The sequence below is a fragment of the Streptomyces sp. NPDC001514 genome, from assembly GCF_053597075.1.
Map to the genome: position 1 here is coordinate 76,697 of NZ_JBSFHO010000027.1, position 24,664 is coordinate 101,360.

General features: G+C 67.5%; 17 protein-coding genes and 1 pseudogene. 6 read left to right on the forward strand and 12 right to left on the reverse strand.

Going from position 1 to position 24,664, the window contains the following annotated elements:
• The first annotated feature begins 16 nt into the window (after positions 1-16).
• Positions 17-991, forward strand: a complete 975-nt coding sequence (locus tag ACWCXB_RS25575; protein WP_450725874.1) for a competence/damage-inducible protein A — start codon at positions 17-19, stop codon at positions 989-991.
• Positions 992-1,428: 437 nt separating this feature from the next.
• Here ACWCXB_RS25575 and ACWCXB_RS25580 read toward each other — a convergent pair whose 3' ends face one another.
• The 5 genes from ACWCXB_RS25580 to ACWCXB_RS25600 form a co-directional block, all read right to left on the reverse strand.
• Complete coding sequence (locus ACWCXB_RS25580) at positions 1,429-1,758, reverse strand: polyprenyl synthetase family protein (RefSeq protein WP_450725876.1); 330 nt, start codon at positions 1,756-1,758, stop codon at positions 1,429-1,431.
• Entirely contained in the window at positions 1,686-2,339 is a 654-nt protein-coding gene (locus tag ACWCXB_RS25585) for a polyprenyl synthetase family protein (RefSeq protein ID WP_450725918.1), read from the reverse strand. The genes ACWCXB_RS25580 and ACWCXB_RS25585 overlap by 73 nt, the downstream gene beginning before the upstream one ends.
• A gap of 815 nt (positions 2,340-3,154) precedes the next feature.
• On the reverse strand, positions 3,155-3,994 hold the full coding sequence (istB, locus tag ACWCXB_RS25590; RefSeq protein WP_450725878.1) for an IS21-like element helper ATPase IstB: 840 nt from the start codon (positions 3,992-3,994) through the stop codon (positions 3,155-3,157).
• On the reverse strand, positions 3,994-5,244 hold the full coding sequence (gene istA, locus ACWCXB_RS25595; protein ID WP_450725880.1) for an IS21 family transposase: 1,251 nt from the start codon (positions 5,242-5,244) through the stop codon (positions 3,994-3,996). Before istA ends, istB begins: the two co-directional genes overlap by 1 nt.
• Positions 5,245-5,840: 596 nt before the next feature.
• On the reverse strand, positions 5,841-6,788 hold the full coding sequence (locus ACWCXB_RS25600) for a hypothetical protein (protein WP_450725881.1): 948 nt from the start codon (positions 6,786-6,788) through the stop codon (positions 5,841-5,843).
• Positions 6,789-7,146: 358 nt separating this feature from the next.
• Here ACWCXB_RS25600 and ACWCXB_RS25605 point away from each other — a divergent pair, with 358 nt between their 5' ends.
• On the forward strand, positions 7,147-8,547 hold the full coding sequence (locus tag ACWCXB_RS25605; RefSeq protein ID WP_450725882.1) for an APC family permease: 1,401 nt from the start codon (positions 7,147-7,149) through the stop codon (positions 8,545-8,547).
• Between the two features lie 181 nt (positions 8,548-8,728).
• On the forward strand, positions 8,729-11,605 hold the full coding sequence (locus ACWCXB_RS25610) for a SpoIIE family protein phosphatase (RefSeq protein ID WP_450725884.1): 2,877 nt from the start codon (positions 8,729-8,731) through the stop codon (positions 11,603-11,605).
• 65 nt (positions 11,606-11,670) lie between these two features.
• Here ACWCXB_RS25610 and ACWCXB_RS25615 read toward each other — a convergent pair whose 3' ends face one another.
• The 5 genes and pseudogenes from ACWCXB_RS25615 to ACWCXB_RS25635 all read right to left on the reverse strand — a co-directional run bounded on the left by ACWCXB_RS25615 (position 11,671) and on the right by ACWCXB_RS25635 (position 18,366).
• On the reverse strand, positions 11,671-12,717 hold the full coding sequence (locus ACWCXB_RS25615; RefSeq protein WP_450725886.1) for an IS4 family transposase: 1,047 nt from the start codon (positions 12,715-12,717) through the stop codon (positions 11,671-11,673).
• 114 nt (positions 12,718-12,831) lie between these two features.
• Positions 12,832-13,780, reverse strand: a pseudogene (locus ACWCXB_RS25620) (ISAzo13 family transposase); the annotation flags it as partial.
• A gap of 347 nt (positions 13,781-14,127) precedes the next feature.
• Positions 14,128-14,955, reverse strand: coding sequence for an SDR family oxidoreductase (locus ACWCXB_RS25625; protein ID WP_450725888.1), 828 nt, complete (start codon positions 14,953-14,955; stop codon positions 14,128-14,130).
• The gene (locus ACWCXB_RS25630) at positions 14,952-16,601 is read right to left on the reverse strand and encodes an AMP-binding protein (RefSeq protein WP_450725889.1); all 1,650 of its coding nucleotides are present in this window, start codon (positions 16,599-16,601) and stop codon (positions 14,952-14,954) included. Before ACWCXB_RS25630 ends, ACWCXB_RS25625 begins: the two co-directional genes overlap by 4 nt.
• 7 nt (positions 16,602-16,608) lie before the next feature.
• Positions 16,609-18,366: an acetolactate synthase catalytic subunit gene (locus ACWCXB_RS25635; RefSeq protein ID WP_450725890.1), complete on the reverse strand. Its 1,758-nt coding sequence runs from the start codon at positions 18,364-18,366 to the stop codon at positions 16,609-16,611.
• A gap of 247 nt (positions 18,367-18,613) precedes the next feature.
• Between ACWCXB_RS25635 and ACWCXB_RS25640 the strand changes: the two genes are divergently transcribed.
• The gene (locus tag ACWCXB_RS25640; protein ID WP_450725891.1) at positions 18,614-19,348 is read left to right on the forward strand and encodes an IclR family transcriptional regulator; all 735 of its coding nucleotides are present in this window, start codon (positions 18,614-18,616) and stop codon (positions 19,346-19,348) included.
• Between the two features lie 97 nt (positions 19,349-19,445).
• On the opposite strand, the gene ACWCXB_RS25645 is transcribed toward ACWCXB_RS25640, so the two are convergent.
• Together ACWCXB_RS25645 and ACWCXB_RS25650 are read right to left on the reverse strand one after the other, a co-directional pair.
• Positions 19,446-20,936, reverse strand: coding sequence for an aldehyde dehydrogenase family protein (locus tag ACWCXB_RS25645; RefSeq protein ID WP_450725893.1), 1,491 nt, complete (start codon positions 20,934-20,936; stop codon positions 19,446-19,448).
• 10 nt (positions 20,937-20,946) lie between these two features.
• Positions 20,947-22,239, reverse strand: a complete 1,293-nt coding sequence (locus ACWCXB_RS25650) for a hypothetical protein (protein WP_450725894.1) — start codon at positions 22,237-22,239, stop codon at positions 20,947-20,949.
• A gap of 370 nt (positions 22,240-22,609) precedes the next feature.
• On the opposite strand from ACWCXB_RS25650, the gene ACWCXB_RS25655 reads away from it, so the two are divergent.
• Positions 22,610-23,428 (forward strand): alpha/beta fold hydrolase, encoded by an 819-nt coding sequence (locus ACWCXB_RS25655; RefSeq protein ID WP_450725896.1) that lies wholly within the window; start codon positions 22,610-22,612, stop codon positions 23,426-23,428.
• A gap of 188 nt (positions 23,429-23,616) precedes the next feature.
• Positions 23,617-24,582: a phosphotriesterase family protein gene (locus ACWCXB_RS25660; protein ID WP_450725897.1), complete on the forward strand. Its 966-nt coding sequence runs from the start codon at positions 23,617-23,619 to the stop codon at positions 24,580-24,582.
• The last annotated feature ends 82 nt before the right edge of the window (positions 24,583-24,664 follow it).

The following is a 24,664-nucleotide window of genomic DNA, read 5'->3' on the forward strand; positions in this document are numbered from 1 at the left end:
TCGAAGGGACAGACCGATGACGGGTACCGCGGCGATCGTGGTGATCGGTGACGAGGTGCTCAACGGCAGTACCACGGACACCAACAGCGGCTGGCTGTGCCGTCAGATCACCGGGCGGGGGGCGCGGGTCGCGCAGATCTGCACGGTGCACGACGACCGGCAGCGCATCCGCACCGCACTGTCGCAGGCCTTCGCCCTCGGCCCCGACCTCGTCATCACCGTCGGCGGCCTCGGACCGACCCGCGACGACCTCACCCTGTCCGCGATCGCCGAGTTCGCGGGCGCCGAGCTGACCACGCACACCACCGCACTGCGGATGGTGCGACGCCGGTACGAGGAACTGGGCCTCGGCCACCCGAAGAACCCCGGAGCGCCCGCCGCAGCGGACCAGGCCAGGTCGAAGATGGCCCTGCTGCCGGCCGGGGCGGAGCCGATACCGAACGACGTCGGCGTGGCCCCCGCCGTCCACCTGCCGAGGGGGAACACGGGCATCCTGGCACTGCCCGGGGTCCCGCGCGAGCTCATGCATATCGTCTCCCACCGCTCCGGCGAGGTCTTCGGGCGGTGGCTGGGAAGCGGTCACCTCCGCTGTGCGACGGTCGTCACGGACACCAACGACGAGGCTTCGCTGGACCCCGCGCTCAGGGCGTTCGACGCCGATGCGCGCAGCGGGGTGTACATGAAGTCGCGGGCCCGTCGCTTCGGCCAGGGCGTACACATGCACGTCACCGTGGCGGTGCGCGGTGACGACCTGACCGCGGTCGAGTCCGCGCTCACGGATTCGCTCCGGACGTTCCGCGAGGCGCTCAGGACGTGGGGGATCGACGTCATCGCCGAGATCCGGGAGGAGCCCCCGGCGACCGGGGCGGGCGAGCCGGCCGAGGTGATCCCGGCGGTTCCGCACCAGCGGTCCCGCGACGCGTCGGCGTCGCCCTCCGAGCCCGCGCGGGGCATGATCCCCCGGCAGAGGGTGCGGCCGACCACGTACTGACCGGACACCGCCGGCGACGTTCACCACACGACGGCAGCCCCGTTGCTCCCACGTGGTGAGTGGGGAGCAACGGGGCGATCCTTCATCCCTTGTGATGGCCGTTTCAAACGACCGTCCCAGCGCTGATACTTGATGACTCACCACATGGTTGCCCATACCCGAGACACCGTGTGTGATGTCGCCGAACCACTGCGGCGATGAACTCCCCATGCATGTAGGCCCTTTCGTACACGATCATCCTTGATCGTGCCATAGTGTGTGATGCCATGAGGTTGGGAAGCGCACTCGCCACGGTCGCGCCGGGGGCGGCATGTTGCCGCCGCTCACGGTGTCGTGTCTCGGCCAGAGTTGATGTTTGACACGAGGCGTACGGCCTGGAAGCCGTACGCCCGGAGCGCGCCCCATCAGGTCGGCGCGCGGTCGGCACCGGGCCTTCCTCATGCCTGCCTCACGGTGGCTGTCCCGGCGATATCGCGCAGGACACCGGCGGCGGCAGAGGGGAACGGAGCCCGGTCCAGCACCGCGAGGGCTGCGTCGCGCCCGGCGCTGATCATCTTCTCGAAGTGTCGTCGGGCACCGGTTTCTTCGAGCCTCCGGACACGGAGGAGGCCGTCGTCCGTCAGGCCGGGGCTGCCGACCAGCGTACGCAGCAGCTGCTTCTCGGCGGCGGAGGCTCCCTGCAGGGCGAGAGCCATCAGCACGGTGGCCTTTCCCTCGCGTATGTCGTCCCCGACCGGATTGCCGGTCTCGGCGGGGTCGCCGAACACGCCGAGGAGGTCGTTGCGCAGCTAAAACGCTTCGCCCAGCGGCAGTGCGAAGGCGCTGCACGCGTCCAGGACGTCCGGTGCGGCGCCGGCGCGACCGCGCCGATGCGCAGTGGCCATTCCATGGTGTACTTCGCGGTCTTGTAGTGCACCACCCGCAGTGCGGCCTCGACGTCGTCGGACAGGCGGTCGGTCGACACAAGGTCCAGGTACTGCCCGTACACCAGCTCGTTGCGCATGGTGTCCACCAGCGGCAGGATCCGAGTCAGGGCCTCGGTGTCGAGGTCCGCGCCGTGCAGGAGGTCGTCGGACCACGCCAGGGTGACGTCGCCGAGCAGGATGGTGGCGTTCATACCGTGTGCCTCGGCTCTGCCGTGCCGGCCTCCACCGGAGGTGTACGCGGCGGCAAGAGCGCGGTGGGCGGTGGGCTGTCCCCGGCGCAGGTCGCTGACGTCCATGATGTCGTCGTGAATCAGGGCGAACGCCTGGAACCATTCCAGGGCGGCGGCCACGCTGAGGACCGCACTGCTGTCCCCCTGCCCGCCGCCAGCATACCACCCCGCGACGCACAGCTGTGGGCGCAGCCGCTTGCCCCGTCCAGGAGGCGGCGCAGCGCGGTGAACAGCGGGGCCATCTCCGGCCCGGGCGCGAGCTGGGCTTTCCGCTCGAGGAACTCCATGAGGAGTCCGTCGACGTCGGGTCGCACCGCGGAGAGGTCCGGTGCGTCATGAGCGGGAGCGCGGGTCATCAGCGGGTTTACCTCGTTGTGTTCAAAAACCGTCATGGGTGGTCGGCACCGCCCGCGCTTCGCAGTGCGCCGCGATCCGTGCGAGCCTCGGCAGGGTCTGGTCGAGGCGGCCCGTGCCGGGGACATGGGCCGGAACCGCGACCATTCCCGCAGACAGGCAGCCGACGAAGCCGGCCCGCAAGGGTCTTCGGTATATCCACTGAACTGATGCTGAACGGAAAATCGATCTTCGGGAGGGCAGGCGGCAGTATCCGGGCCGCTTGCGGACCGGATGTCGGTGATTCAGGGCGGTCAGGCTGTTGCGGGTGCGAGGGTGACGTGGTGGCCGAGGGCCTGAAGCTGGCGGACGAGGTCGCGGGTCTTGCGGGCGGGGCCGCCCGGGGAGCGTGAGGGGTAACGGAGAAGCTGAACCGCGTGTTCGAGACGACAGTGTGCGGCCCCTCGGACAGCTCCCTCACCGGACTCTCTTGCGAGCTCGCAGCCCAAGCAGCGAACGGCGTCGGCAGGCAGCCCCGCACCGATTTTCACGTCCGCGAGACGTCATCCGCAGGTGAACGGGTGACTCTCTTGCATATATTGTCGGCGGCGGCTGAACGGTGACCCACTTTGGGCGGTTGAATTCTGACCCGGTTGGTGTCGGTTGGTGGTGGTTCAGTCGTTGTCGGTTGTGTCGGTGGGGACGCGTCCGAGTTCGCGTCCTCGCATGCGGTAGGAGTCGCCCTTGAGGGAGTGGACCTCGGCGTGGTGGACCAGGCGGTCGATCATGGCGGCGGCGACGGTCTCGTCGCCGAAGACCTCTCCCCAGCGTCCGAAAGGCTTGTTGCTGGTGACGATCACGGACGCGCGTTCGTATCGGTTCGAGATGAGCTGGAAGAACAGGTTCGCAGCCTCGGCCTCGAAGGGGATGTAGCCGACCTCGTCCACCACGATCAGCGGATAGCGGCCGAGTCTGGTGAGCTCGGCCGACAGGCGGCCGGTCTCGTGGGCGGCGGCGAGCTTGTCGACCCACTCGGCGGCGGTGGCGAAGGCGACCCGGTGCCCGGCCTGGCAGGCCCGCACTGCCAGGCCGATCGCCAGGTGCGTCTTGCCGGTGCCCGGCGGGCCCAGGAAGACGACGTTCTCCTTGCCCGCGATGAAGTCCAACGTGCCCAGATGCGCGAGCTGTTGGCGCGTCACGCCGCGCAGATGGGTGACGTCGAGCTCCTCGATCGTCTTGATCGCGGGGAAACGGGCGGCCCGTACTCGTGCCTCGCCGCCGTGCGATTCACGGGCGGAGACCTCCCGCTGGAGGCAGGCGACCAGGTATTCGGCGTGGGTCCATGACTCCTTGCGGGCCCGTTCGGCGAGCCGGTCAGCGGCGGCAAGAAGGGCCGGGGCCTTCATCGCCCGGGCGAGAAAGGCCAGGTCGGAGGCGGTCTGCTGGCCGGTCCTGCGGCTCGTGACCGCGGCAGCAGGTGCCTCACTGTCGACGGTGGTGGGGGTGCGGGGCATCAGCCGGCCTCCTTGCCGGCGCCGCCGTCGATGACGGTGAACAACCGGTCATAGGAGCCCAGCTCGCGCTGCTCGACCTCGACGAGCGGGCCGGAGCCGACGGCGTGGACCTGGCCGGTGGGCCGATGGCGTACATCCTGGCGCATCGCCTTGCCGGTGGCGGCGTGCTCGGGATCGGTGAGGGTCTGGTGGCGGGCCCAGCAGCGCGGATGCTGGGCGACGATCTCGCCCCCGGTGGCCAGGACGATGACCTGGTCGTTGTCACACAGCACGGTGACCTGGTGGCCGATCGCGGTGGGGTCGACGGAGTAGTCGCAGGTGTCAACGCGGACGTAGTGGTCCCGGCCGAGGCGGACCTGGAACCGCCACCAGGCGGGCGGGTCGACCGGCGGCAGGGTGAGCATCCCGGCCCGATCGGCCTCCCACCGGTCGGCCGGACGGGCCCCGAGAGTGCGGTGGATGCGCCGGTTGGCGACCTTCAGCCACGCGGCCAGCTGGCTGTTGAAGTCGTCCGGACCGGCGAAGTGCCGCCCGGGCAGGAACGAGGTCTCCAGATAGCCATTGGCCCTCTCCACCAGCCCCTTCGCTTCCGGGTCCCGAGGCCGGCAGAGATAGATCTTGGTGGCGAGCAGGCCCGCGAACGCCGCGAACTCGCCCGTGACCTTGCCCCGGCCCACCCCGGCCTCGTTGTCCCAGACCAGCAGTTCCGGGACCCCGCCCCACTCGGACAGCAGCCGCCAGTGCCCGTCGATCAGATCACCGGTCCGCTTCGACGGCAGCATCCGCGCGGCGATCATCCGCGAGTAGCCGGACACCATCACCAGCACCGGCGGCCGGCCGCTCTGCCCATAGCCCAGCGGGATGTCCGCCTCGGGAAACCACAAGTCGCACTGGGCCAGCTCGCCGGGCCGGTAGACCGTGCGCGAGACCGGATCGACCGGAACATAAGCAGGCCGAAGCTCGCGCACCCTCTCCTTGAGGATCGTCATCCCACGGTCCCAGCCGATCCGCTCGGCGATCACCGTCGCGGGCATCGTCGGCGTCTCCCGAAGAAGCTCGCGGATCTGCACCTCCACCGCATCCACCACCGAGCCCTTGGGCGGTCGCTCGTACTTCGGCGGCCGGTCCGTCGCCAGCGCACGCTTGACCGTGTTCTTCGAGATGCCCAGATGACGCGCGATCGCCCGGATCGGCATCTGCTCGGCCCGATGCAGCCGGCGGATCTCTGCCCAGTCCTCCACAAGGATCACCTTCCCTCCTGACCTTGATCACCAAGGCCAGAGTCAGACGAAGATCACCAAGTGGGTCACTTTTGATACGCCGTCAGAGGGTCAGCGTTCGACCGTCGTCGAGATATATGGGAACGACTGGGACGCTGCCGTCCAAGCCGCTCGATAGGCGATCGCCAGACCACGCCGGGCCGACCCGGGTTGGAAATCCCGCGTTCGGCGTGTCGCTGAAGTGAGCACTGTCGTTCCATCGTGAGGTCGGCCACCGGGCACCACTTGGTGGGATCCTGAGGACCTTCTGAGGGTGGTGCTCGGTCCCTGCGGTGCGCGGGCGGTGCGCCCTCACCGGACCGCATTCCGGAAGATGCGGGCAATGCCCGGGCAGCTGCGAAACGAACGACGGATCCGCGCCCTCGCCGAACAGGCCGTCGCCACCTCAAGTCCTGGCGGCTCCTCCGCAATCCGCGATGCACGGCCACGCACACCACTGTCCTTGTCCAAGGCCTCTGCGGACATCTGGCCAAGACACCAGTCACTCCCAGCTCGGGCGACGTGCAACCGCGGCGTCACGCTTCCGCGGTCGAGCAGGAAGCGCCATCGTCTCGCGCAGGCGGAGATCAGCGAGCCTTGTCGCGGGCGGACTCGAACACCACCAGTGGATCTCCTTCATAGCGCCAGGGCCACCTGGTGACCCTCCCTGCGATGGCTTCGAAGACGGGTGCGGCTCCTCGCAGCCTGCCGGCGGCGGTCAGCGCGTACGCGAGAAGGTTGAGATCGGACACGGCCGCCGCGTGGGAGAAGAACGCCGGACGGGGCCAGGTGTCTTGCGCCCGGTCCAGGAACCGCGCCGTCTGTGTGCTGTGCCACTGGTCACGTGCCAAGAGCGCCTCCGCTCCACCGCGCGCCTTTGCGGAGTGGTACCGCATGAGATGGACTTCGAGTTCGACGGCAGCGCAGGGGGCGTTCGGTGGCATCCGCGTGAGGAGAGAGTCGACGAAGTCGATTGCCCGGCCGAGGGAACCCGATTCCTGCGGACCGAGGTAGTGCAGCATGCTCAGATACGCCTCGCGATGCCACCTGTCCCGCGCCACGATCTCATCCCAGATCGCAAAGACCTCGCGGCGGTGTGCACGCTCCAGGCGTGCGATGCCCAGCATCACCACCCAGGGCGCCGGGTTTTGCGGGTCGAGATCCGCCGCGAGCTGACATCTGCTCCACGTCGCCGACCCGTCTGTCAGAGTTCCTCTGCTGCGACCGTGTTCGAGTTCGGTCCAGGAGTAAAGGGTCAGAGCGCTGACGTTGCGCGGTTCCCGCTGCACCCAGGCGGCAGGGAGATGCGACTCCGACAGGAAACCGGCAAGGACGGAGAGACGGTGTGCTCGGCGGTCGAAGTTCTGAGGATCCTGATCCAGAACCTGAGCTATCTGAGCCACGGAAATGTCCGTCGCCCCAGCTGGGCTCGACCTTTTCACCGAACGCAGACGCTTCAGGAGCCTACCCAGTTCGACATCGTCGAGTTCCGGGGCAAGACGCGGAGTTCTTCCGCGAGCTGAGAAGAATGACATGCCCAGCATGCTAGTAGCCTCCCCCGCACCAACACTTCCACCAACATTTCGCCAACACTTCACCCTTAACATGGCCTCCGCCCGGTGTCCGAAACGACTGCCGAAGCACCGCCTGACTCGGTACGACCGTGCCGACGACGTTGAATTGCAGGGCGTGACGCGCCCGCGGCTGGCAAGCGGACCGCCCGCCCCGGCCGACAGCTCAGGCTGAATCTTGCTGGGGCCAGGGACAGCCGCCGAACACCATCTGCGCGGATTCTGGAAAATCGCGGCACAGTCATCATGTGGAGGGAAAGTGGAAAATACTTTGGGCACTAGTGCTGCAGCTGATCCGGGGAGCGATGCTCATTTCAGCGGTGTGGATTCGCTGCGATCCGGGGTTCTGTCGGCCCGGCAGGTGATTTTCTTCGTGATCGCAGCGGCGGCGCCGCTGGGATTCTCGGTGGGCGCAATCCCTCTGGCGATCGGACGCGGAGGCATCGGCACTGCGGGCGTCCTTCTGGTCTGCGGAGCCATCTTCGCCGTCTTCTCCGTGGGATATGTCGCGATGGCTCGTCATATCCGCAAGGTTGGCGGCCTGTATCTGTTTGTTACGGAGGGTATGGGGCGGGCGCTGGGGCTGGGAACGGCCTTTCTCGCGGTGATGACCTATGCCGTTGCGTCAATCGGTTCGATCGGCGCGTTCGCGATTTTCGCACAGCACACGGCCCACTCTCTCCTGCACTGGAACACACCGTGGGAGTTGTGGGCCTTCCTGGCGGTCGCCGCGATGGCACTGGTCGGGCTTCTGGGCGTCGACCTCAACGCCCGCGTGCTGGGCATCGTCGTAACCTGCGAGATCGTTCTGCTGCTGGTCTTCGCGCTGGCTGTCACGTTGACCGGTGGCGCGGAAGGGCTGTCGGCCACGGCATTCTCACCACACGAAGTCTTCGGAAGTAACATGGGCCCGATGATGGCGATCGCGATCACGGCGTTTGCCGGCTTCGAGGCGACGGTGCTGTTCGCCGAGGAGGTCCGAGACGGTCATCGCACCATCCGGCGGGCGACCTACGGGGCGATCAGCGTCATGATGGTGCTCTACGCGTTCGTCTGCTGGGCAGTCGTCCAGTCCTTCGGTGACGCGGGTGCGGTGGAGCACGCCAACTCCGACCCGACCAACATGTTCTTCACCGCCACACAGAACTTCATCGGGCTCTGGGCGGCGCAGGCGTTGAGCGTTGTCGTCGTCACCAGCTGGTTCGCCGCCGTCCTCGCCTTCCACAACGCGGCAGCGCGCTATCTCTTCGCTCTGGGGCGTGACCGCGCGCTACCGCCGATGCTCGGCAGCGTGCAGCAGCGCACCGGTTCACCGTGGGTTGCCAGCGCCGGGCTTTCGACCTTCACGCTGGTGGTCGTGTCGGTCTTCGCCATCGCGGGCCTTGATCCGTACCTGGACCTGTTCGTCATCTGCACCACGCCGGCGGTGGTCGCCCTCCCGGTCCTGACCTGCCTTGCCTCGGTCGCGGTGTTTGCGTACTTCCTGCGAGACAGACGTGGCCTGCCGGCGTGGCAGGTCTGGTTCTGCCCCCTTCTCGCCGCAGCCGCCCTCGCCTTTGTCGCCTGGCTGATCGTCAACCAGCTCCCTCTCTTCACCGGACGCTCCGGGATGCTCAACGTCATTCTGGCGCTCGTCGTCCCGGCATCGGTTCTCTGCGGATGCGCCCGCGCGCTGTGGCTGCGGCAGCGACAGCCGGACACGTACGAGCGACTCGCACCGTGAGGACGGCACGGCGCATGCCTCCCGACGGGGGGCATCCGCCTGGCCCCTGACGGGCGGGGCCGGCCGGCGGCCTCTACGGGTCACGGCCGGCACCCGCAACAGAGCACTCGATTCTCCTCATGCCTTGCGAGGATCTGACAAGGAGATCGCGGCTGAGGCGCCGCGCGAGTAATCTCTGGGCATGGGCGTGCATGAGTCCGCGAACACGCGGCTCGCCCTCCTGGCGACCACCGCGCCCGGGATCGCCGAGAGCGAGATCTTCCGTCTGGGTCTGTACCACGCGGCGGCGGAGCTGCAGACGGTGGCAGCCGCTGTCCACATGCGCGGACCGACCCCCGCGCTGCGCCTTGTGTCGTCGGTCGGTCTGCCGTCGGCCCTGGCCGGCTCCTGGGAGATCGTCATGGAGGACGGGCCGACCGCTCCGGCAGAGGCCGTGCGCGGAGGCCGCTGCACCTGGGTGCCGGTGAGATCCGGCGATACCGCCGGGCCCCCGACAAGGCCCTGGCCCGGTGCCGGCCTCGCCTCCGTGCCGTTCTTCAGCGGTGATCGCGCCATCGGCGCGATCACGCTGCTCGTGGGCGCGCGGGGAGAGCCGAACAGGGAAGAGTGGGACTACCTGCGAGCCGTGGCTGCCTGGACCGAGCAGCGGCTGCGCCAGGCACCGCCGCGCGCTCAGCCGACCCAGGAGGAGCTGGCCGGCGGCCGACTCCGGCAGGCGCTGAAAGGTGTCCCGATCGGCACCTGGAACTGGGACCTGCGCACCGGCCATCTGGATTGGGCCGACGCCGCAGTCGCCCTCTTCGGCGCCCTCCCGGCCGACTACGAGCCCCGCATGGAGAACTGGGTGAGGCTCGCCCACCCCGACGACATACCGTCGACGATGGCGGCTGCCGAGAGAGCGATCCGCGAACGCACCGTGTACGAGGCCGAATACCGGGTCCGGCGACCGGATGGGAGTTACGGCTGGAATCAGGCCCGCGGCTCCGTGGCGTGCGACGAGAATGGCCAGCCCATCCGGATGGTGGGCGTGGTCTGGGACAGCAGCGAGTCCCGCAGCGCCCGGGACACGCTCGCCCGCGCACTTCGCATGATGAGCGACGGCTTCATTCTGTTGGATGACGAAGGGCGGATCCTCTTCGTCAACCTGGAGGCCGAGCGCACTCTCGGTGCCACCGAGCAGGAACTCTTCGAGCGCGTCCTGTGGGAGCTGCCTGCCGTGCGGGGGGTCCCCGAACTGGAGGGCCGGTGCCAGGAGGCCTCCGCCGGGGCGGCGCCCGTGGGCTTCGACATGTGGATGACGCCCGACCGCTGCCACCACATGCGGCTCGTCCCGGTGCCCTCCGGACTCACCGTCTATCTCACGGACGTCACCGACAGACGGCGGCGAGAGGCAGAGCGTGACGCCGCCCGGCGCGCCGCCGCGCACCGTTCGACCCGGATCGCCGAGCTGACCGCGGCGCTCGCGAGGGCGAGGACGTCGAGTGACGTCGTGGACGCGGTCGCCCGGCGGGTACTCCCGCCGTTCGGCGCCAGCGGGCTGGCCGTGATCGCCATTGAGGGCGACCGGGCGCACGTCGTCGGAGCCGTGGGCTACCGGAAGGCGCTCCTCGACGCGCTCAACGGCATCCCGATCGCTTCGGACGACCCGATCGGGGAAGCGGTCCTCACCGGCACGCCGCTGTTCATACCGTCAGCGGAGGAATATGTCAGACGCTACCCGCGTAACGCCGAGCGTCCGCGCCTGGCCGGCAAACAGGCGTGGGCGTTCTTGCCGCTGACCGTCTCCGGGCGTACGTTCGCCGTCTGCACCGTCTCCTTCGACCAGCCGCGCCACCTCGCCGACGACGAGCGGAGCCTGCTGACCGCGATCAGCGCCCTGGTCGCGCACGCCCTGGAGCGTGCGCGGCTCTATGACGCCGAGCACACCCGCGCCCAGGAACTGCAGCGCGGCCTGCTCCCCAAGCGCCTGCCCGAACTGCCGGAGTGCACAGCGGCCGCGCGCTTCCTGCCCGCCACGCAGGGCATGGACGTGGGCGGCGACTGGTACGACGTGATCCCGCTGTCCGCGTGCCGCGTTGCGCTCGTGGTCGGAGACGTGATGGGACACGGCCTGCCCGAAGCGGCCACCATGGGCCGACTGCGCACCGCTGTCGACACCCTGGCCAACCTGGAGGTTCCACCCGACGAGATCATGATCCACCTCAACCAGATCGTCGGCAGCCTCGGCGAGGACTCGTTCGCCACCTGCCTCTACGCGCTCCACGACCCCACCACCGGGATCTGCACCTTCACGCTGGCCGGCCACCCGCCGCCGGCCGTGGTCGAGCCCGACGGTTCCGTGTACTTCCCCGACCTGTCGCCCGACCCGCCGCTCGGCGCGGCGGAACCGCCATTCCAGACGAGCGAGTTGCAGCTGCACGACGGCAGTCTGCTCGTCCTGTACACCGACGGCCTGCTGGAGTCCCGGGGCAGCGAGATCGACCAGGGCATGGCCGAGCTCGCGGGGCTGCTCCGGACAGCCGATCGCAAGGACCTGGAGCGGCTCTGCGACCTCATCACCAGTACGGCACTTCAGTGCGGGCCATCCAGAGCCACCGACGATGCGGCACTCCTCATCGCCCGTCTCCACACCTTGCCCGACGACCGGATGGCCACCTGGCAGCTCCCCGACCAGCCGCAGGCGGCGGGTGAGGCCCGGCACCACGTCCGGGAGCAGCTGTCCCTGTGGGGGCTGGACGACCTGGTGCTGACGACCGAACTCATCGTCAGTGAACTCGTCGGGAACGTGATACGGCACGCAAGGGGGCCGGCGCAGCTGCGGCTGCTACGCAGCGCCGACCTGATCTGCGAGGTATCCGACGGAAGCCTGACGACACCCCGCATCCGTCGTGCCTCCGAGACGGACGAGGGCGGACGCGGCCTGCAGCTGGTCGCCGCGCTCTCCCGGCGGTGGGGTACGCGCTACACGACGACGGGGAAGTGCATCTGGGCCGAGCTGACCCAGTCGAGAGACGGCAACGACCTGCCGTGGGATTTGCTGGCCGATGCCGAACTCTGAGCTCCCTGCGGCCAAGGTGTGTGGAGACGACGGCTGTGATCACCGACTTCTACAACGCCAGGCGGCTACACAGCGTGTGCGGGTTCAAGAGCCCGATCGACTACGAACGTGACTACCGAGCCACCCTCGCCGAGGGACTGGCCGCATAGACCGTCTCCACGCTGCGAGGGGATTGACAGATCCGGGTCGCCTGAACGCAGGACCTCGGGCGGCCCATGCTGGAAGGTCTTGATCTGCCGGAACGCCGACTCCGCCTCCCACCTCGAGTGGTAGAGCCCTGCCAACTCCGCCGCTGGATAGACAATCGGGTCTGACAGATCGGTCAGCAGCCTGACCACCTCGCCGCCGTCGATGCGGTACTCGATCACACGGACCAGCACCCCGCCGGGATGCGCGCCTTTCTGCCCGGCCAGGTTCATCCTCGCCAGGTAGGTCCCGTCGGGCAGGTACTCGACCGGGCGAGCAGCGACGCTCGACCGGGCCCGGATCAGCAGATGAGCCCCGGTCCCGGTGTATGCCTTCCACAGCGCCACGCCAGGAAAGCCCCGGTCCATGACGACCAGCATTCCGGCAGCCGCTTCGGCCATGCTGATCGCCAGTTCCGGCTCGCCGCCGTTGAACCCGCCCACCGCCGCGTCGATCTGCGCGTGCGTGCCGCACTCGGTCAGCGTCACCACCCGCGCCTGCGGGAACCCCGCGGGCTGGCCATTCTTGACCGGCCCGCCGAATACGGCCCGGTTGGCCGGTGTATCCGGCACATCCAGCACGAACCCGTCCACTGCGGCCAGGCGCATCCCGCGATAGAAGGCGCTCTTCAAACCGACGGGTGCCAGTGGGCCGGCCAGCTCGCGGAACAACGTCTCCAAGACCCGTGGTCCCAGACGCCTGCGCGTCCGCGTGAACGAAGACTTGTTGGGAATGCTCTCGCTCAACTCCGGGATGCTGCCGACCAGTTGCTCCGCCACGTCGTCGTAAGAGTCCTGCTGGAACAGAGCCAGGGCGAGCGTGAAGTAGACCATGAACCCGGCCGGCAGGGCGCCGGACTTCTTGTCGCGAACCCCGCATATCTCCAGCACTTCACCGACGAGCTCCGGCGTCACCCAGCGGGTCACTACTCCCAGCCGCACATCATCGGATATCCCCACCCGCGGATGCATGCCAGGTCCAACGACCCCGTGCCCCCAACGTCACCGCGAACTGCTTGCCCCACTCAAGCAACGGCATTGTGTCCCGGGTGGGAAGTGCAGGACGGTGATGGTCAGTCCGCACTCGTCGGCGAAGGCGGCCAGGTCCTTCTTGAACAGGTGGGAGTCGGCGGAGTTCGCTCCTCCGGAGTCGGCGGTGATCAGCAGCCGTGTCGCGTCGGGGTAGTCCTGCTGGCCCTGCTGGTTCCACCAGCGGCGGATGGACTCCACCGCGAAGGCGGCGGTGTTGCGGTCGGTGCCCACGTTCACCCAGCCGACGTCCTGCCCCAGGTCGTAGACGCCGTAGGGGATTGCGATCGGAGTGTCGGGGTCCACGAAGTCGTGGTCCGGGGCCGTGATCGGCGCCCCCTTGGGGCGGTAGGTGCGGCCCGCTCGGGCGCAGTCGCCGATCGGCTCCTTCTTCTTCGCATCCACGCTCACCACCGGCAGTTCCTGGGACAGGAACCGCTCGACCGTGGCGTTGATGTGCCGGAACTGGGCGTCCCGGTCTGGGACGTGGCTCCCGGAGCGGGTCTTGGCCATGCCCTGGAGGCTGAAGCCCATCGAGCGCAGCAGCTTGCCCACAGCCGGGGCGCTGATCGGATGGCCTGCCGCGGTCAACTCCCGGGCCAGGTCCCGCAGCGAGGCAGTGGTCCAGCGCAGCGGGGAGACCGGGTCGCCGACCTCCCGCGGCTCGATCAGGGTCTCGAGTGCCGGCACCAGGCCAGGGTCACGCTCGGCGGCCGGTCTGCGTCCGCCGCCGGGGCAGGCGGCGGACCCGTCCCAGTACCGGCGCGCCGCCCGCGAGTTCGTCGCGGCCCCGCGCGATGGTCGACTCCGATACCTCCGCCAGCCTGGCCACCGCCGCGGTTCCGCCATGCCCGAGGGCATCGGCCTCCAAGGCCAGATACAGGCGGCGCTGCCGCTCGTCCAGATGCGGCAGTATCGCTGCGAACTTCACGTCCAACACTGTCAGGGTGGCTTCCGTGATTCCCACGGAATCCCCTCTACCACCCCAGACCGCAGTCGAGTCAAATCAAGCAGTAGTTACAGTAGTTGACGACTCCTCGCCAGCACGTCTCCCCGGCGAAATACTTGGCCGCCGGCCTCGCCGGGATGGCGAGCGGATCCGCCCAGCCTGACTGCTGGCACGGGGCAGCGAGCACGGCCCGCACTGGAACGAGTGAAGCCACGGCGAGGGTGCCGGAGAGCAGGAAACCGAAGAAGACCGGGGCCGCTGACCAGCCAGGTCGTACCGCAGTAAGCGAACCCCGGTCTGAAACGCGACCGTCCGGGGTGGTGCCGTCGCCGACCGGAGAGCCGACGGGGCCGGCCACTTCAGGCGGGTGTCACGAAGAGATCGATCTCGGGTGGCGTGCCGGGAACGAGTTCGTACCTCGCGAGGTCAGCGTCGGTGGCACCCTCCTGGCGAAGGACTTCCTCATCGAGGAAGAAGTTGCCGGTGCACTGGGCGCTGGGACGGGTGAGGACGGCGTGAGCCGCATCGGCCATGATGTCGGTCGAGCGGCAGCCGGCTGGGCCGAGACCGAAGATCGCGGAAGCGGCCGTGAAGATCATCGTCTTCGGCCACAGAGCGTTGACGGCCACGGTGCTGGCTCGCAGTTCTTCGGCCAAGCCCAGTACCGTCATGCTCATCGCGTATTTCGACATGGTGTAGGCGGTTCGGTCGGTGAACCAGCTGGGCCGCAGATCGATGGGCGGCGACAGGGTCAGGATGTGTCCGTTGTCGGAATTCCTGAGGTACGGGATGCAGGCCTGCGAGGCGGCGAGCGTCCCCCGCACATTGATGTCAAACATCAGATCGAACCGCTTGAGCGGTGTGTCCTCGGCCCGCGCCAGGAACACAGCACTTGCGTTGTTCACCAGCACGTCGATGCCGCCGAAGTGGTGTGCTGCCGATGCGACGGCCTCCGCGACCTGGTTCTCCTCGCGTACATCGAGTGCAAGGGGGAATGCGCGCCCTCCTGCCTCCTCGATCTCAGCCGCGACCGTGTGGATGGTCCCGGGAAGCGTGGGATGCGGTTCGGCCGTCTTGGCTGCTATGACGACGTTGGCGCCGTCCGCAGCAGCCCTGAGCGCAATGGCGCGGCCAATGCCACGGCTCCCGCCGGTGATGAAGAGCGTTTTGTCCTTCAGGGAGGTCACGCTTCCCTCCGATCCATGTTGTCCGGCTGAGGCACTTGGCCGATGCGGCTGAGGTAGTCGTCGCGAAGCGCAAACTTCTGAATTTTCCCCGACGCGGTCTGCGGAAACTCGGTGACGAATTCCCAGACCTGCGGAATCTTGTAGCTGGCGATCCGGCCGGTGCAGTGGCTGATGAGGTCGTCCTGCGTCAGGGTTGCACCCTGTCGGACCCGGACGAACGCAGCCACGATCTCGCCCCACTCGCTGTGGGGCAGCCCTACGACGGACACATCGGCGACTGAGTCGTGAGTGAACAGAAAATCCTCGATCTCGCGGGGGTAGATGTTCTCGCCGCCGCGAATGATCATGTCCTTGACTCGGCCCTTGATGCGTACGTATCCCGCCGCATCCATGCTTCCCAGGTCTCCGGTGTGCAGCCAGCCGTTCTTGTCGATGGCTGCGTCGGTGGCCTTCGGGTTCTCGAAGTAGCCGCTCATCACGCACATGCTCCGCGTGCAGATCTCGCCTAGCTCACCGAGGGGTACCGGCTCTCCGCTGTCCTGGTCGGCGATCTTCACTTCCACATGTGGCAGTGGACGTCCGACTGTCTCCGACCAATCCGGATGGGTATCGCTGGGGACGGTGTGGGTGATGTAGGGCGCCGCTTCGGTCTGTCCGTAGCCGATCCCCACGTCGACACTGAAGTCGTTTCGTGCGCGTCGAATGAGCTCGACCGGGACAGGCGCGCCTCCCAGCGTCGCGAGCCGCCATGAGCTGAGGTCGCGCGCTGCCGCACGCTGAGCGTCGAGCATCCGGATGAGCATGGTGGGCACTGACAGCAGGATGGTCCCGTGGTGGTGCTCGAAGAGGTCCAGCATGAGATCGGCGTCGAACTTGGCCGGCAGGACGTGGACGCCGCCCGTCTGCAAGGCGCCCAGCGTGACGAGCCCGCAGCCGGCCGTGTGGAACAGCGGCATCGGGTTGACCCACACGTCCTTGGGCGTCGCTCCGATCGTCTCCGCGTAGAGACGGCCGTTCACAGCAAGTGCTCGGTGAGGCAGCACGGCGCCTTTGGGGAAGCCGGTCGTCCCCGAGGTGTACTGAATCTGGGCCGGATCCGTAGGGCGGACGTTCGGCAGAGGGGTGGTGACGGCCGCAGATCGGGAAACACCCTCGACCCACTCGCCCAAGGACTGGACCGGTCTGAGCTCGGGCAGCTTCTCGGCGACTTCCCGCGCTATCGCCGGCAAGTTGCGTGAGTTGACCTGCGCTTGGACGAATATGCCCTGTGCCCGCGACTGCCGGAGGACGAACTCGAGTTCAGCAGATCGATAGGCGGGGTTGACGGTCACGAGGGTGATGCCGGCCAGCGCCGCTCCCAGCTCCAACAGGACCCACTCTGGGGAGTTGGCCGACCACACGGCAACCCGTTCGCCGGGGTGGAAGTGCGCCAGCAGGGCATACGCCACCGCCTCCGAGTGATCAAGAAGCTCAGCGTAGGTCCACGTGCGTGCGTCAGGACCGGCGATGCCCTCAACGAGTGCGGTCCGAGAAGGCCAGCGGGCCGCGGCCCTGCGAAGAGCGTCTCCGATCGTGTAGTCGCAATCGGAGATTGTTCCGATGCTCGGCCAGTGTGACGCCTTGGCTTGGTGGTCTGTCGATGTCACGTCTCCCTCATCCCTTCGCAGCGTTGGGCGAGGTAGGGGTGTCCTGTCCGGCCTGGGGTCCGGGGGTGATGCGGTCCGTGTTCCCGTCCCAGGCACGCAGCGGAGGATAGGAGTCCGGGTCGACCACCACGTCCAGGACGGTCACCGTCGTGGAGGCCAGAGCATCCTTGAGTGCGGGCTCCAGTTGGTCGGGGCTGGTGATCCGGGTTCCGACGGCCCCGACCGCCCGCGCGATCGCGGCGTGATCGACGGGCTGGAAGTCAACGCCTGAGGTCGTCTGCCCGAAGAGCAGCAACTCCACGTGCCGCTGCGCGCCGAGAACCTGGTTGTTGAGCACGATCACGGTCAGGGGGAGGTCCTCGCGGATGGCTGTCTCCAGTTCCGACCACACGTGAGCGAATCCGCCGTCCCCGACGATGGCGACCACGCGTGCGTCGGGAGTTGCCAGCTTGGCCCCGAGTCCCAGGGGCAGACCCCACCCCAGCCCTGCCAGACCACGGGGCAGGATGAACCGCTGACCGGCCCGCTTGGCGGTGAGGTAGCTCGCCACCCAGAACGAGGAGTAGCTCGCGTCCGCGACGACGATGTCGTCCGGAGTGAGCGCCGCGTCCAGCTCCCTCAGCAGCCTTTCGGTGGCGATGGGACGAGCGTCGAAGGACACCGTCGCCTGGATCTCCTCCGTCCGGCGTTGCCGCCCATCAGCGATGCGCCGGCGGAGCGTCTCGGCAGCGTTCTGACGCTGTGTGAGGTCGCATGCCTCCAAGGCGTCGGTCAGGTCGCGAAGGGCCGACCGTGCGTCACCGACGAGCCGCAGCGCTTCGTAGTTGCGGCCGACCTCCAGTGGGTCCATGTCGATGTGGATGTACGTTGCGTCAGGGGAGGTGAGAGTCCACCCTTCCGTTCCGTTCTCGTTGGTCCGCGTACCGACCAGCAGAACGACGTCGGCCTCCTGGAGAAGGGACAGGTGGTGGTGCGCCGGGCCTCGCTGACCCGTCACATTCGCTGCCACGCCCAGCGACAGGGCGTCCAGCTCACTCACAGCCCCCTTCCCCATGTTCGTCGTCACGACGGGCAGGTGCGCTACGCGCTGAAGCGCGGTCAGTTCCTCCACCGCCCCGGAAAGGTGCACCCCGCCACCTGCGACTACCAGGGGTGAGCGAGCCTCCGCGATGAGACGAGCCGCCTGTGAAACTGCCGCGGCCTCAGGCCGCGGACGGTCGAGCGGAAAAGCGCCCAGGTCACGTCCGCGGGGGAAGCGGGCGGGCGCTGCCGGCGCCTGCAGGACGTCCTTCGGTAGCAGCAGCACGACAGGCCCCGGCCTGCCGCTGTTCGCGACAGTGATGGCCATGTCGACGTTGTCCTCTACGCGCGAGGGGTCGTCGACTCGGCGCGTCCATTTCGAAACCCCGGCGAAGAGCGCGAAGTGGTCCATCTCCTGAAACGCGTTCCGGTCCCGGGCTGAAGCCGGTACCTCCTGCACCAGAACCAGCATCGGGATGGAGACCTTCTGGGCCTCCGCCATGGGCGGCACCATCAGCGTGGCAGCCGGCCCGTTCTGGGCGGCGACGACGGCGATCCGCCCGCCGACCCGGGCGAACCCGTCAGCCATCACACCTGCGGCGTTCTCCGTGCGGTACAGGACCTGGCGGATGCCGATCCGCTCGGCCGCCAGCATGAAGGCGGTCGGGTTGCTCTGACCGAAGATCGACGTCACGCCGTGCCGGGCCAATGCGCCGGCGAGTACGTCGGCAACCGTGTCACTCATGATCTTCCTCCTCGTTATCACGACCATGTTTTCACACTATGAAATCCATGTCAACTATTGAAATCCTTGGCGGTGCCGACCGCTGAAGTCTCGGCGGGACCGGGTCTGCGGCCCGGCCCGCCCCCACCCGCGGGTTCGGGAAGGCATCGTCGGGCGACCCGTCGAGGGCTGCTCGTGACGCGCGGTCCCCGCGTGCTAGTTTCAGAATGTGAACAAGAGGTCAAGCAGGCAGCCGCCGCTCCAGACCGTGGAGCGTGCGTTGAATTTCCTCGAGTGCGTGGCAGGACGCGAATCCCCGCCGACGGTTCAGCAGGTCGCGTCCGAGCTGGGCTTGAACATCACGACCTGCTACCACCTCATGCGCACGCTGATCGGCCGTGGATATCTCGAACGACGCCCCGACCTGACGCTCACCCTCGGCCCGAGCGTCGGTGCCTTGTTCAATCAGTACCGGCGCAGCTTCAACGTCAGCGAGAAGCTGTCCGCGCTCGTGACCGACCTCGCGCGGAAATCCGATGAGACTGCCTTCTTCTCGACCCTGGAGTCCAGCAACCGGGTGATCCTCAAGGTGCTCGTCGAGGGATCGCAGCCCCTGCGGGTCAGCGGCCTGTACGTCGGGCTGACGGGCAGAGAGTACATACGGGCGGCGGGCAAGGCCGTACTTGCACATCTGGATTCCGAGCGGCAGCGCGAGATGGTGCTCAAGGACCTGGGCGAGTACACGAAAGCGCAACAGGAAGACCTGCTCGCCGCGCTGGAACGGGAATTCGAAGTGATCCGCAGTCAGGGCTGGGCGGTGGACGCGCAGGAGACGAAGCTGGGCATCTCCGCCATCGGCTCACCCGTGTTCGACAAAGACGGGAAGGTGTACGGCGCCGTCGGCATCGTGGCCCCGACGTCCAGGATGAGCAGCGCACACTCGGAGCGGGTCCACGAAGTGCTCGACGCCGCCCGTCAGGCGACCGAACTCATCAGCAGCTGACACGAGGGGTACGTGTAGGGCGGCCGCGCGCCCGATGGGTGCGCAGCCGTACACGTCCCTACACAGCTGCAGGCGGCTCCTCGAGGTTCGAGGCCGCTCAGAGCCCGACTATCACCGACTTCGTCTCGAGGTACTGCTCGAGCACCTCATCGCCCTTCTCCCTTCCCCAGCCGCTCTGCTTGTAGCCGCCGAAGGGCGTCTCCGCTGCGAAGACGTGGTAGGTGTTGACGTGCACGGTGCCGGCCTTGAGACGCCGCGCGAGGCGGTGGGCCTTGGAGATGTCGTTCGTCCAGATGCCGGCCGCGAGGCCGTAGACGGTGTCATTGGCCTGCTCGGCAAGGTCGTCGATGTCATCGAAGGGCAGAGCGGTCACGACCGGACCGAATATCTCCTCACGAACCAGCCGGTGGTCCGCGTTCGGCCGTGCGATCACGCTGGGCTGCACGAAGAAGCCCGGGCCCTCCATCAGCTTCCCGCCGGCGAGTACCTCTCCGCCGCAGTCATCACTCAGCTCCAGGTACCTGCCGACGCGGTCCTGGTGCTCCTTCGAGACGAGAGGTCCCATCTGGGATTCGGCATGCAGCCCGTATCCCACCTTGATGCCGGAGGCGTACGAGGCCAGTGCCTCGACGACCCGGTCGAACTGCGCCTCCTGCACGTACAGCCGGGATCCCGCCGAGCACACCTCCCCCTGGTTGTAGAAGGCGCCCAGGGCGGCGCCCTCGATGGCGGCGTCGATGTCGGCATCGGAGAAGATGATGTTCGGTGACTTCCCTCCGAGCTCCAGCGAGACCCTCTTCAGGTTGCCGGCTGAGGCGCGGACGATCTCCTTGCCGACCTCGGTCGAGCCCGTGAAAGCGATCTTGTCGATGCCCGGGTGCTGGGCCAGGTGGACGCCGGCCGTCTCACCGAAGCCCGGCACGATGTTGACGACCCCTGCGGGAAGCCCGGCTTCGAGGAGCAGTTCGCCCAGGCGGAGCGCGGACAGGGGAGTCTGCTCCGCCGGCTTCAGCACCACGGTGTTCCCGGCCGCGAGTGCGGGTGCGAGCTTCCATGCGGCCATCAGGAGGGGAACGTTCCAGGGAATGATCTGCCCGACGACTCCGACAGGCTCACGCACGGTGTAGGCGTGAAACTCCTTGCCCGGCATGTAGGGCACGGACGGTGTCACCGTGGCGCCTCGCAGGCGTGTGGCCGCGCCGGCCATGTAGTGGAACATGTCCGCGGCCAACGGCACCTCGACGCCGAGCGCGGCGCTGTAGGGCTTGCCGTTGTCGAGGCTTTCCAGCTGAGCGAACTCCTCGGCATGCTCGATCAGCAGATCGCCTATCCGATGGATCATGCGGCCACGCTCGCTGGGCGACAGACGTGACCAGGGGCCATCGAGTGCCCGGCGTGCGGCCGCAACGGCGCGGTCCACATCCTGTGCCGACGCCTCCGCGACATCAGCAAGGGGCTCGGCAGTCCCTGGATCCACGGTCGTGAAGGTGCGTCCGTCCGCGGCGTCGACAAACTCCCCATCGATGAGCAGCCTGACGGGCTTGGACAGGAAAGGCGTCCGCCGGTTGGCTGCCAGCGTTTCTGACATCCTCGTCTCCTTACCACGGCAGCACAGTGCCGTCTTGGGCGCCGACCGTACGTCCGAGATGTTGGCGAAGTGTTGGCGCAGGGGAGGCCGAGGCCGCCAGGCGCCCCAGCAGCAGGGGGACGCTCGGATCCTCTTGCGGAGCGCGGTCTATCGCGGTGCGAAGGACCTCGTCGTCCCAGGGGAAGATCTCGGCATACCGGAGGGCATCGCCGACGCACCCCGAGAGCAGCAGACGGTTGCGAAGTGAGACGCATACATGGGTGCAGACCTCTTGGAGATACGGCGAGGTCGACCCGGGCAGCGGTTCTCCATAGAACAGATCAAGGACCTGACGAGTGTCTCCCGCCGCCAGGTGCGCGAGGGCCCGAGACAGGTCGAGATCGATCTCGGCGTTCAAACGGTAGGGGCGGCTGACCAGCAGGTTCTCTCCGAGGATTGCCCGCAGCTTCGACAGCTCGACTCGCAACGTCGTGGCGGCAACGCGCCGGTCGCCATACAGGTGCGTGTGCAGCTCATCGAACGAGGAACCGCCGGGCCTCATCGCGAGGATGGCAACGATCTCCGTCTGCCGCGGTGAGAGGTGAACGGGCACTCCTCGCAGAGCGACCCGGGGAGGGCCGAGCAGGCGTACGGACAGCCGTTGCGGTTCCCGGCAGTCTGGGAACCCCAGCCTGTCCACGGCGTCCTCTGCCATGAGCGCGACGCTGCGCGCCAGTGCCGTACCCATGGGTGCGGAGTGAGTCCATGGGGCGGCGATGTTGACAACCCCGCACAAGGCACCCGTGTTCCGGGTTCGAATGGGTACCGCCCAGCAGGTCCAGTCGTGGAGCTGTTGAGCAGCATGCTGGGTTGCGAACACTCGGGCGGGACGCCCGGTGCGGAGTGCGAGATCCAGGGCATTCGTCCCCATCACATGCTCCGCCCAAGCGCTCTCAGGCACTGCGTTCACACGCTCGGCCCGTCTGAGCATCTCCCGGCCTGCCGAGGTATGGATCAATGTGGCCGTCGAGTCCGCGATCGCGATCAGGTAGCCGGACTCGTTCGACAGCTCACGGATGCCGGGTGCCAAATGCCGTGCCGCCTCGGACAGGACGAAGCCCTCGTCACTCCTGGCCGGCAGGTGCGCCGCAGTCGTTGTCAGCGGCGCGGCGGACGTCATCGTGCGACGCCAGCTGTCGCGGATGACACGCGGCAGGGCGGGCGGCGCTTCCCCGCCGCCCAGCTCGAAGAACCCTGTCCAGTGCGTGGCCCATTCGTCCCGCAGCGCACGCAGCTCCTCACCCGAGATCACCGGCCGTCCCATGGCTGCTCTCCTCACCACGCTGGATTTCAATATTTGAAGAGGATGGCAAATATTGACATGCTGAGAGTGGTGACCATACTCTGATAGCCGCGTGGTGAAAACCACCCGCCATACAGCAGAGTTCGTGGCCCCAAGCGATCAGCAGCGTGAGTGCCGTCGCAAGAGGTGCCAGTTCCGACCTTGGTCCCGGCCGCCTGAGAACCAGCGGGAACCCGGGCCCGCAGGTATCGGCACCACTCGACCTCGTCGCGTACCGGGCCACGTCCTGAACGTGTCCCTCAACGCCCATCCCCCGGTCCACGACGGGCCGGCAATGTGGCCCATCGGCCCACCGCAACAGCGACTGATCGACGCAGAAAGAAGCGGCACCATGAGTACAGCTGACACCGTCCAGGTGGCTGGAACCTCTCTGCATGTTGACGACACCGGCGAGGCGTCGCTGGACCCGGTCGTCTGTCTCCATTCGCTCTTCCTCGACAACCGGATGTTCGACGGCCTCGTCGAGGCGGCGACCGGCTCGTACCGGCTGATCCGCCCGGACTTCCGCGGCCAGGGCCGAAGCGCTGGGACGGACGTCGACGTGGTCACGATGGAGCAGTGCGCCGGCGACATCGCGGCGCTGCTGGATCGACTCGGTGTCACCCAGGCCCACCTGGTGATGTCCTCCATGGGTGGAGACGTCGGGGCCCGGCTCGCTGCGTACCGTCCTGACCTTGTGAAGTCAGTGGTGTTCATCGGATCTTCGGTACGGTCTGAACCGGCTGAAGCGGTCGACGCCTACATGACGTGGATCGACGACGTCACCAGGAACGGCTTCACGGGAGAACGGCTCGAGTTCCTCGTGCAGGTGATGTTCGGAGAGTCGACTCGTGCCTCGAACCAGATGAAGGAGACGGTTGCGCACTGGACCGATCGACTGGCTCAGCTTCCGTCCACGCTGAGGCCGGCCATGGTCGGTGTCGCTTTGCGGGGCGACGCCACGGGCCTGCTGCGCGATGTGCGAGTCCCGGCATTGATCATCAGTGGTGAGGAGTGCCCGGTGCGGCCGCGGCCCTGGGCCGAGGAACTCGCCCACGGGCTTCCCGACTCGGAACTGGTGATGGTACCGGCCGTCGGACACAGCCCCCTGCTGGAACGACCGGACTTCGTCATCCCGAAGGTACTGGACTTCCTGGGGACGCGGCGCTGAGTCTCAGCCCGCGCATGCCACGAGGGATCGAACCTCGGTCGGCATGCTGCACAGGCCGCGCCAGGACAGCCGGCTGCTGATCGAGAACTGGAGAGCGGGCTGTCACCCGTTCTCAGAGAAACCACGGGCCGCGCCACCCGCTCCGGCCAAGCCCCGGGTGGTGTCACGTAACCGACAAGGATGACCTCATGACGACAGAGATACACACAGCAGCCGGCCCGATCCGCCCCGAGAATCTTGGCAGGACACTCGTCCACGAGCATGTCTTCGTCCTCGGTGAGGAGTTCCGCAACAACTACCAGGCGGACTGGGACGAGGAGCAGAAGGTCGGTGAAGCGGTCCGCGACCTGCGCGAGCTCAAGAACCTGGGGATCGACACCATCCTCGACCCGACGGTGCTCGGTCTGGGACGCTACATCCCGCGCATCCAGCGGATCGCGGAACAGGTCGACCTCAACATCGTCGTCGCGACCGGGCTCTACACCTTCAACGACATCCCGCACCAGTTCCACTACCAGGGCCCAGGGCTCATGTTCGACAGGCCCGAGCTTCTGACCGAGCTCTTTGTCAAAGACATCACTTCCGGTATCGCCGACACCGGCGTCCGCGCCGCATTCCTCAAGTGCGCCATCGACGAGCCAGGACTGACACCAGGAGTCGAACGCACGATGCGGGCGGTGGCGCAGGCGAGCGTCGAGACCGGAGCCCCGATCACCGTGCACACGCACGCGGCGAGCCAAACCGGCCTGACGGCGCAAGCTGTGCTGGAGCAGGAAGGCGTCGATCTGTCCAAGGTGATCGTCGGTCACTCCGGGGACTCCGACGACCTCGACTACCTCACCCGGCTTGCGGAACGAGGTTCTTTGCTCGGCATGGACAGGTTCGGCCTCGACCCGTTCCTGCCGCTCGCCCGGCGCCTCGACGTGGTCGCCGAACTCGTGCGCCGGGGTTTCGTCGAAAGCATCGTGATCTCCCATGATGCTTCCTGCTTCATAGACTTCTGTGATCCAGAAGCCAAGCGGGTCATGCTCCCCAAGTGGAACTACCGCCACATCAGCGAAGACGTCATACCTGCCCTACGCGAGCGAGGGCTGAGTGAACAGGACATCGACACCATCCTCGTCGCAAACCCCCTGCGCTATCTGACCGGCTGAATCGGCGCCAGTTGCCTCAGAGGCTGCGGGGGAAGGGTCCTGCACGACCCCCGCGTCCCAGCGTCGCGACCGGACCGTCACA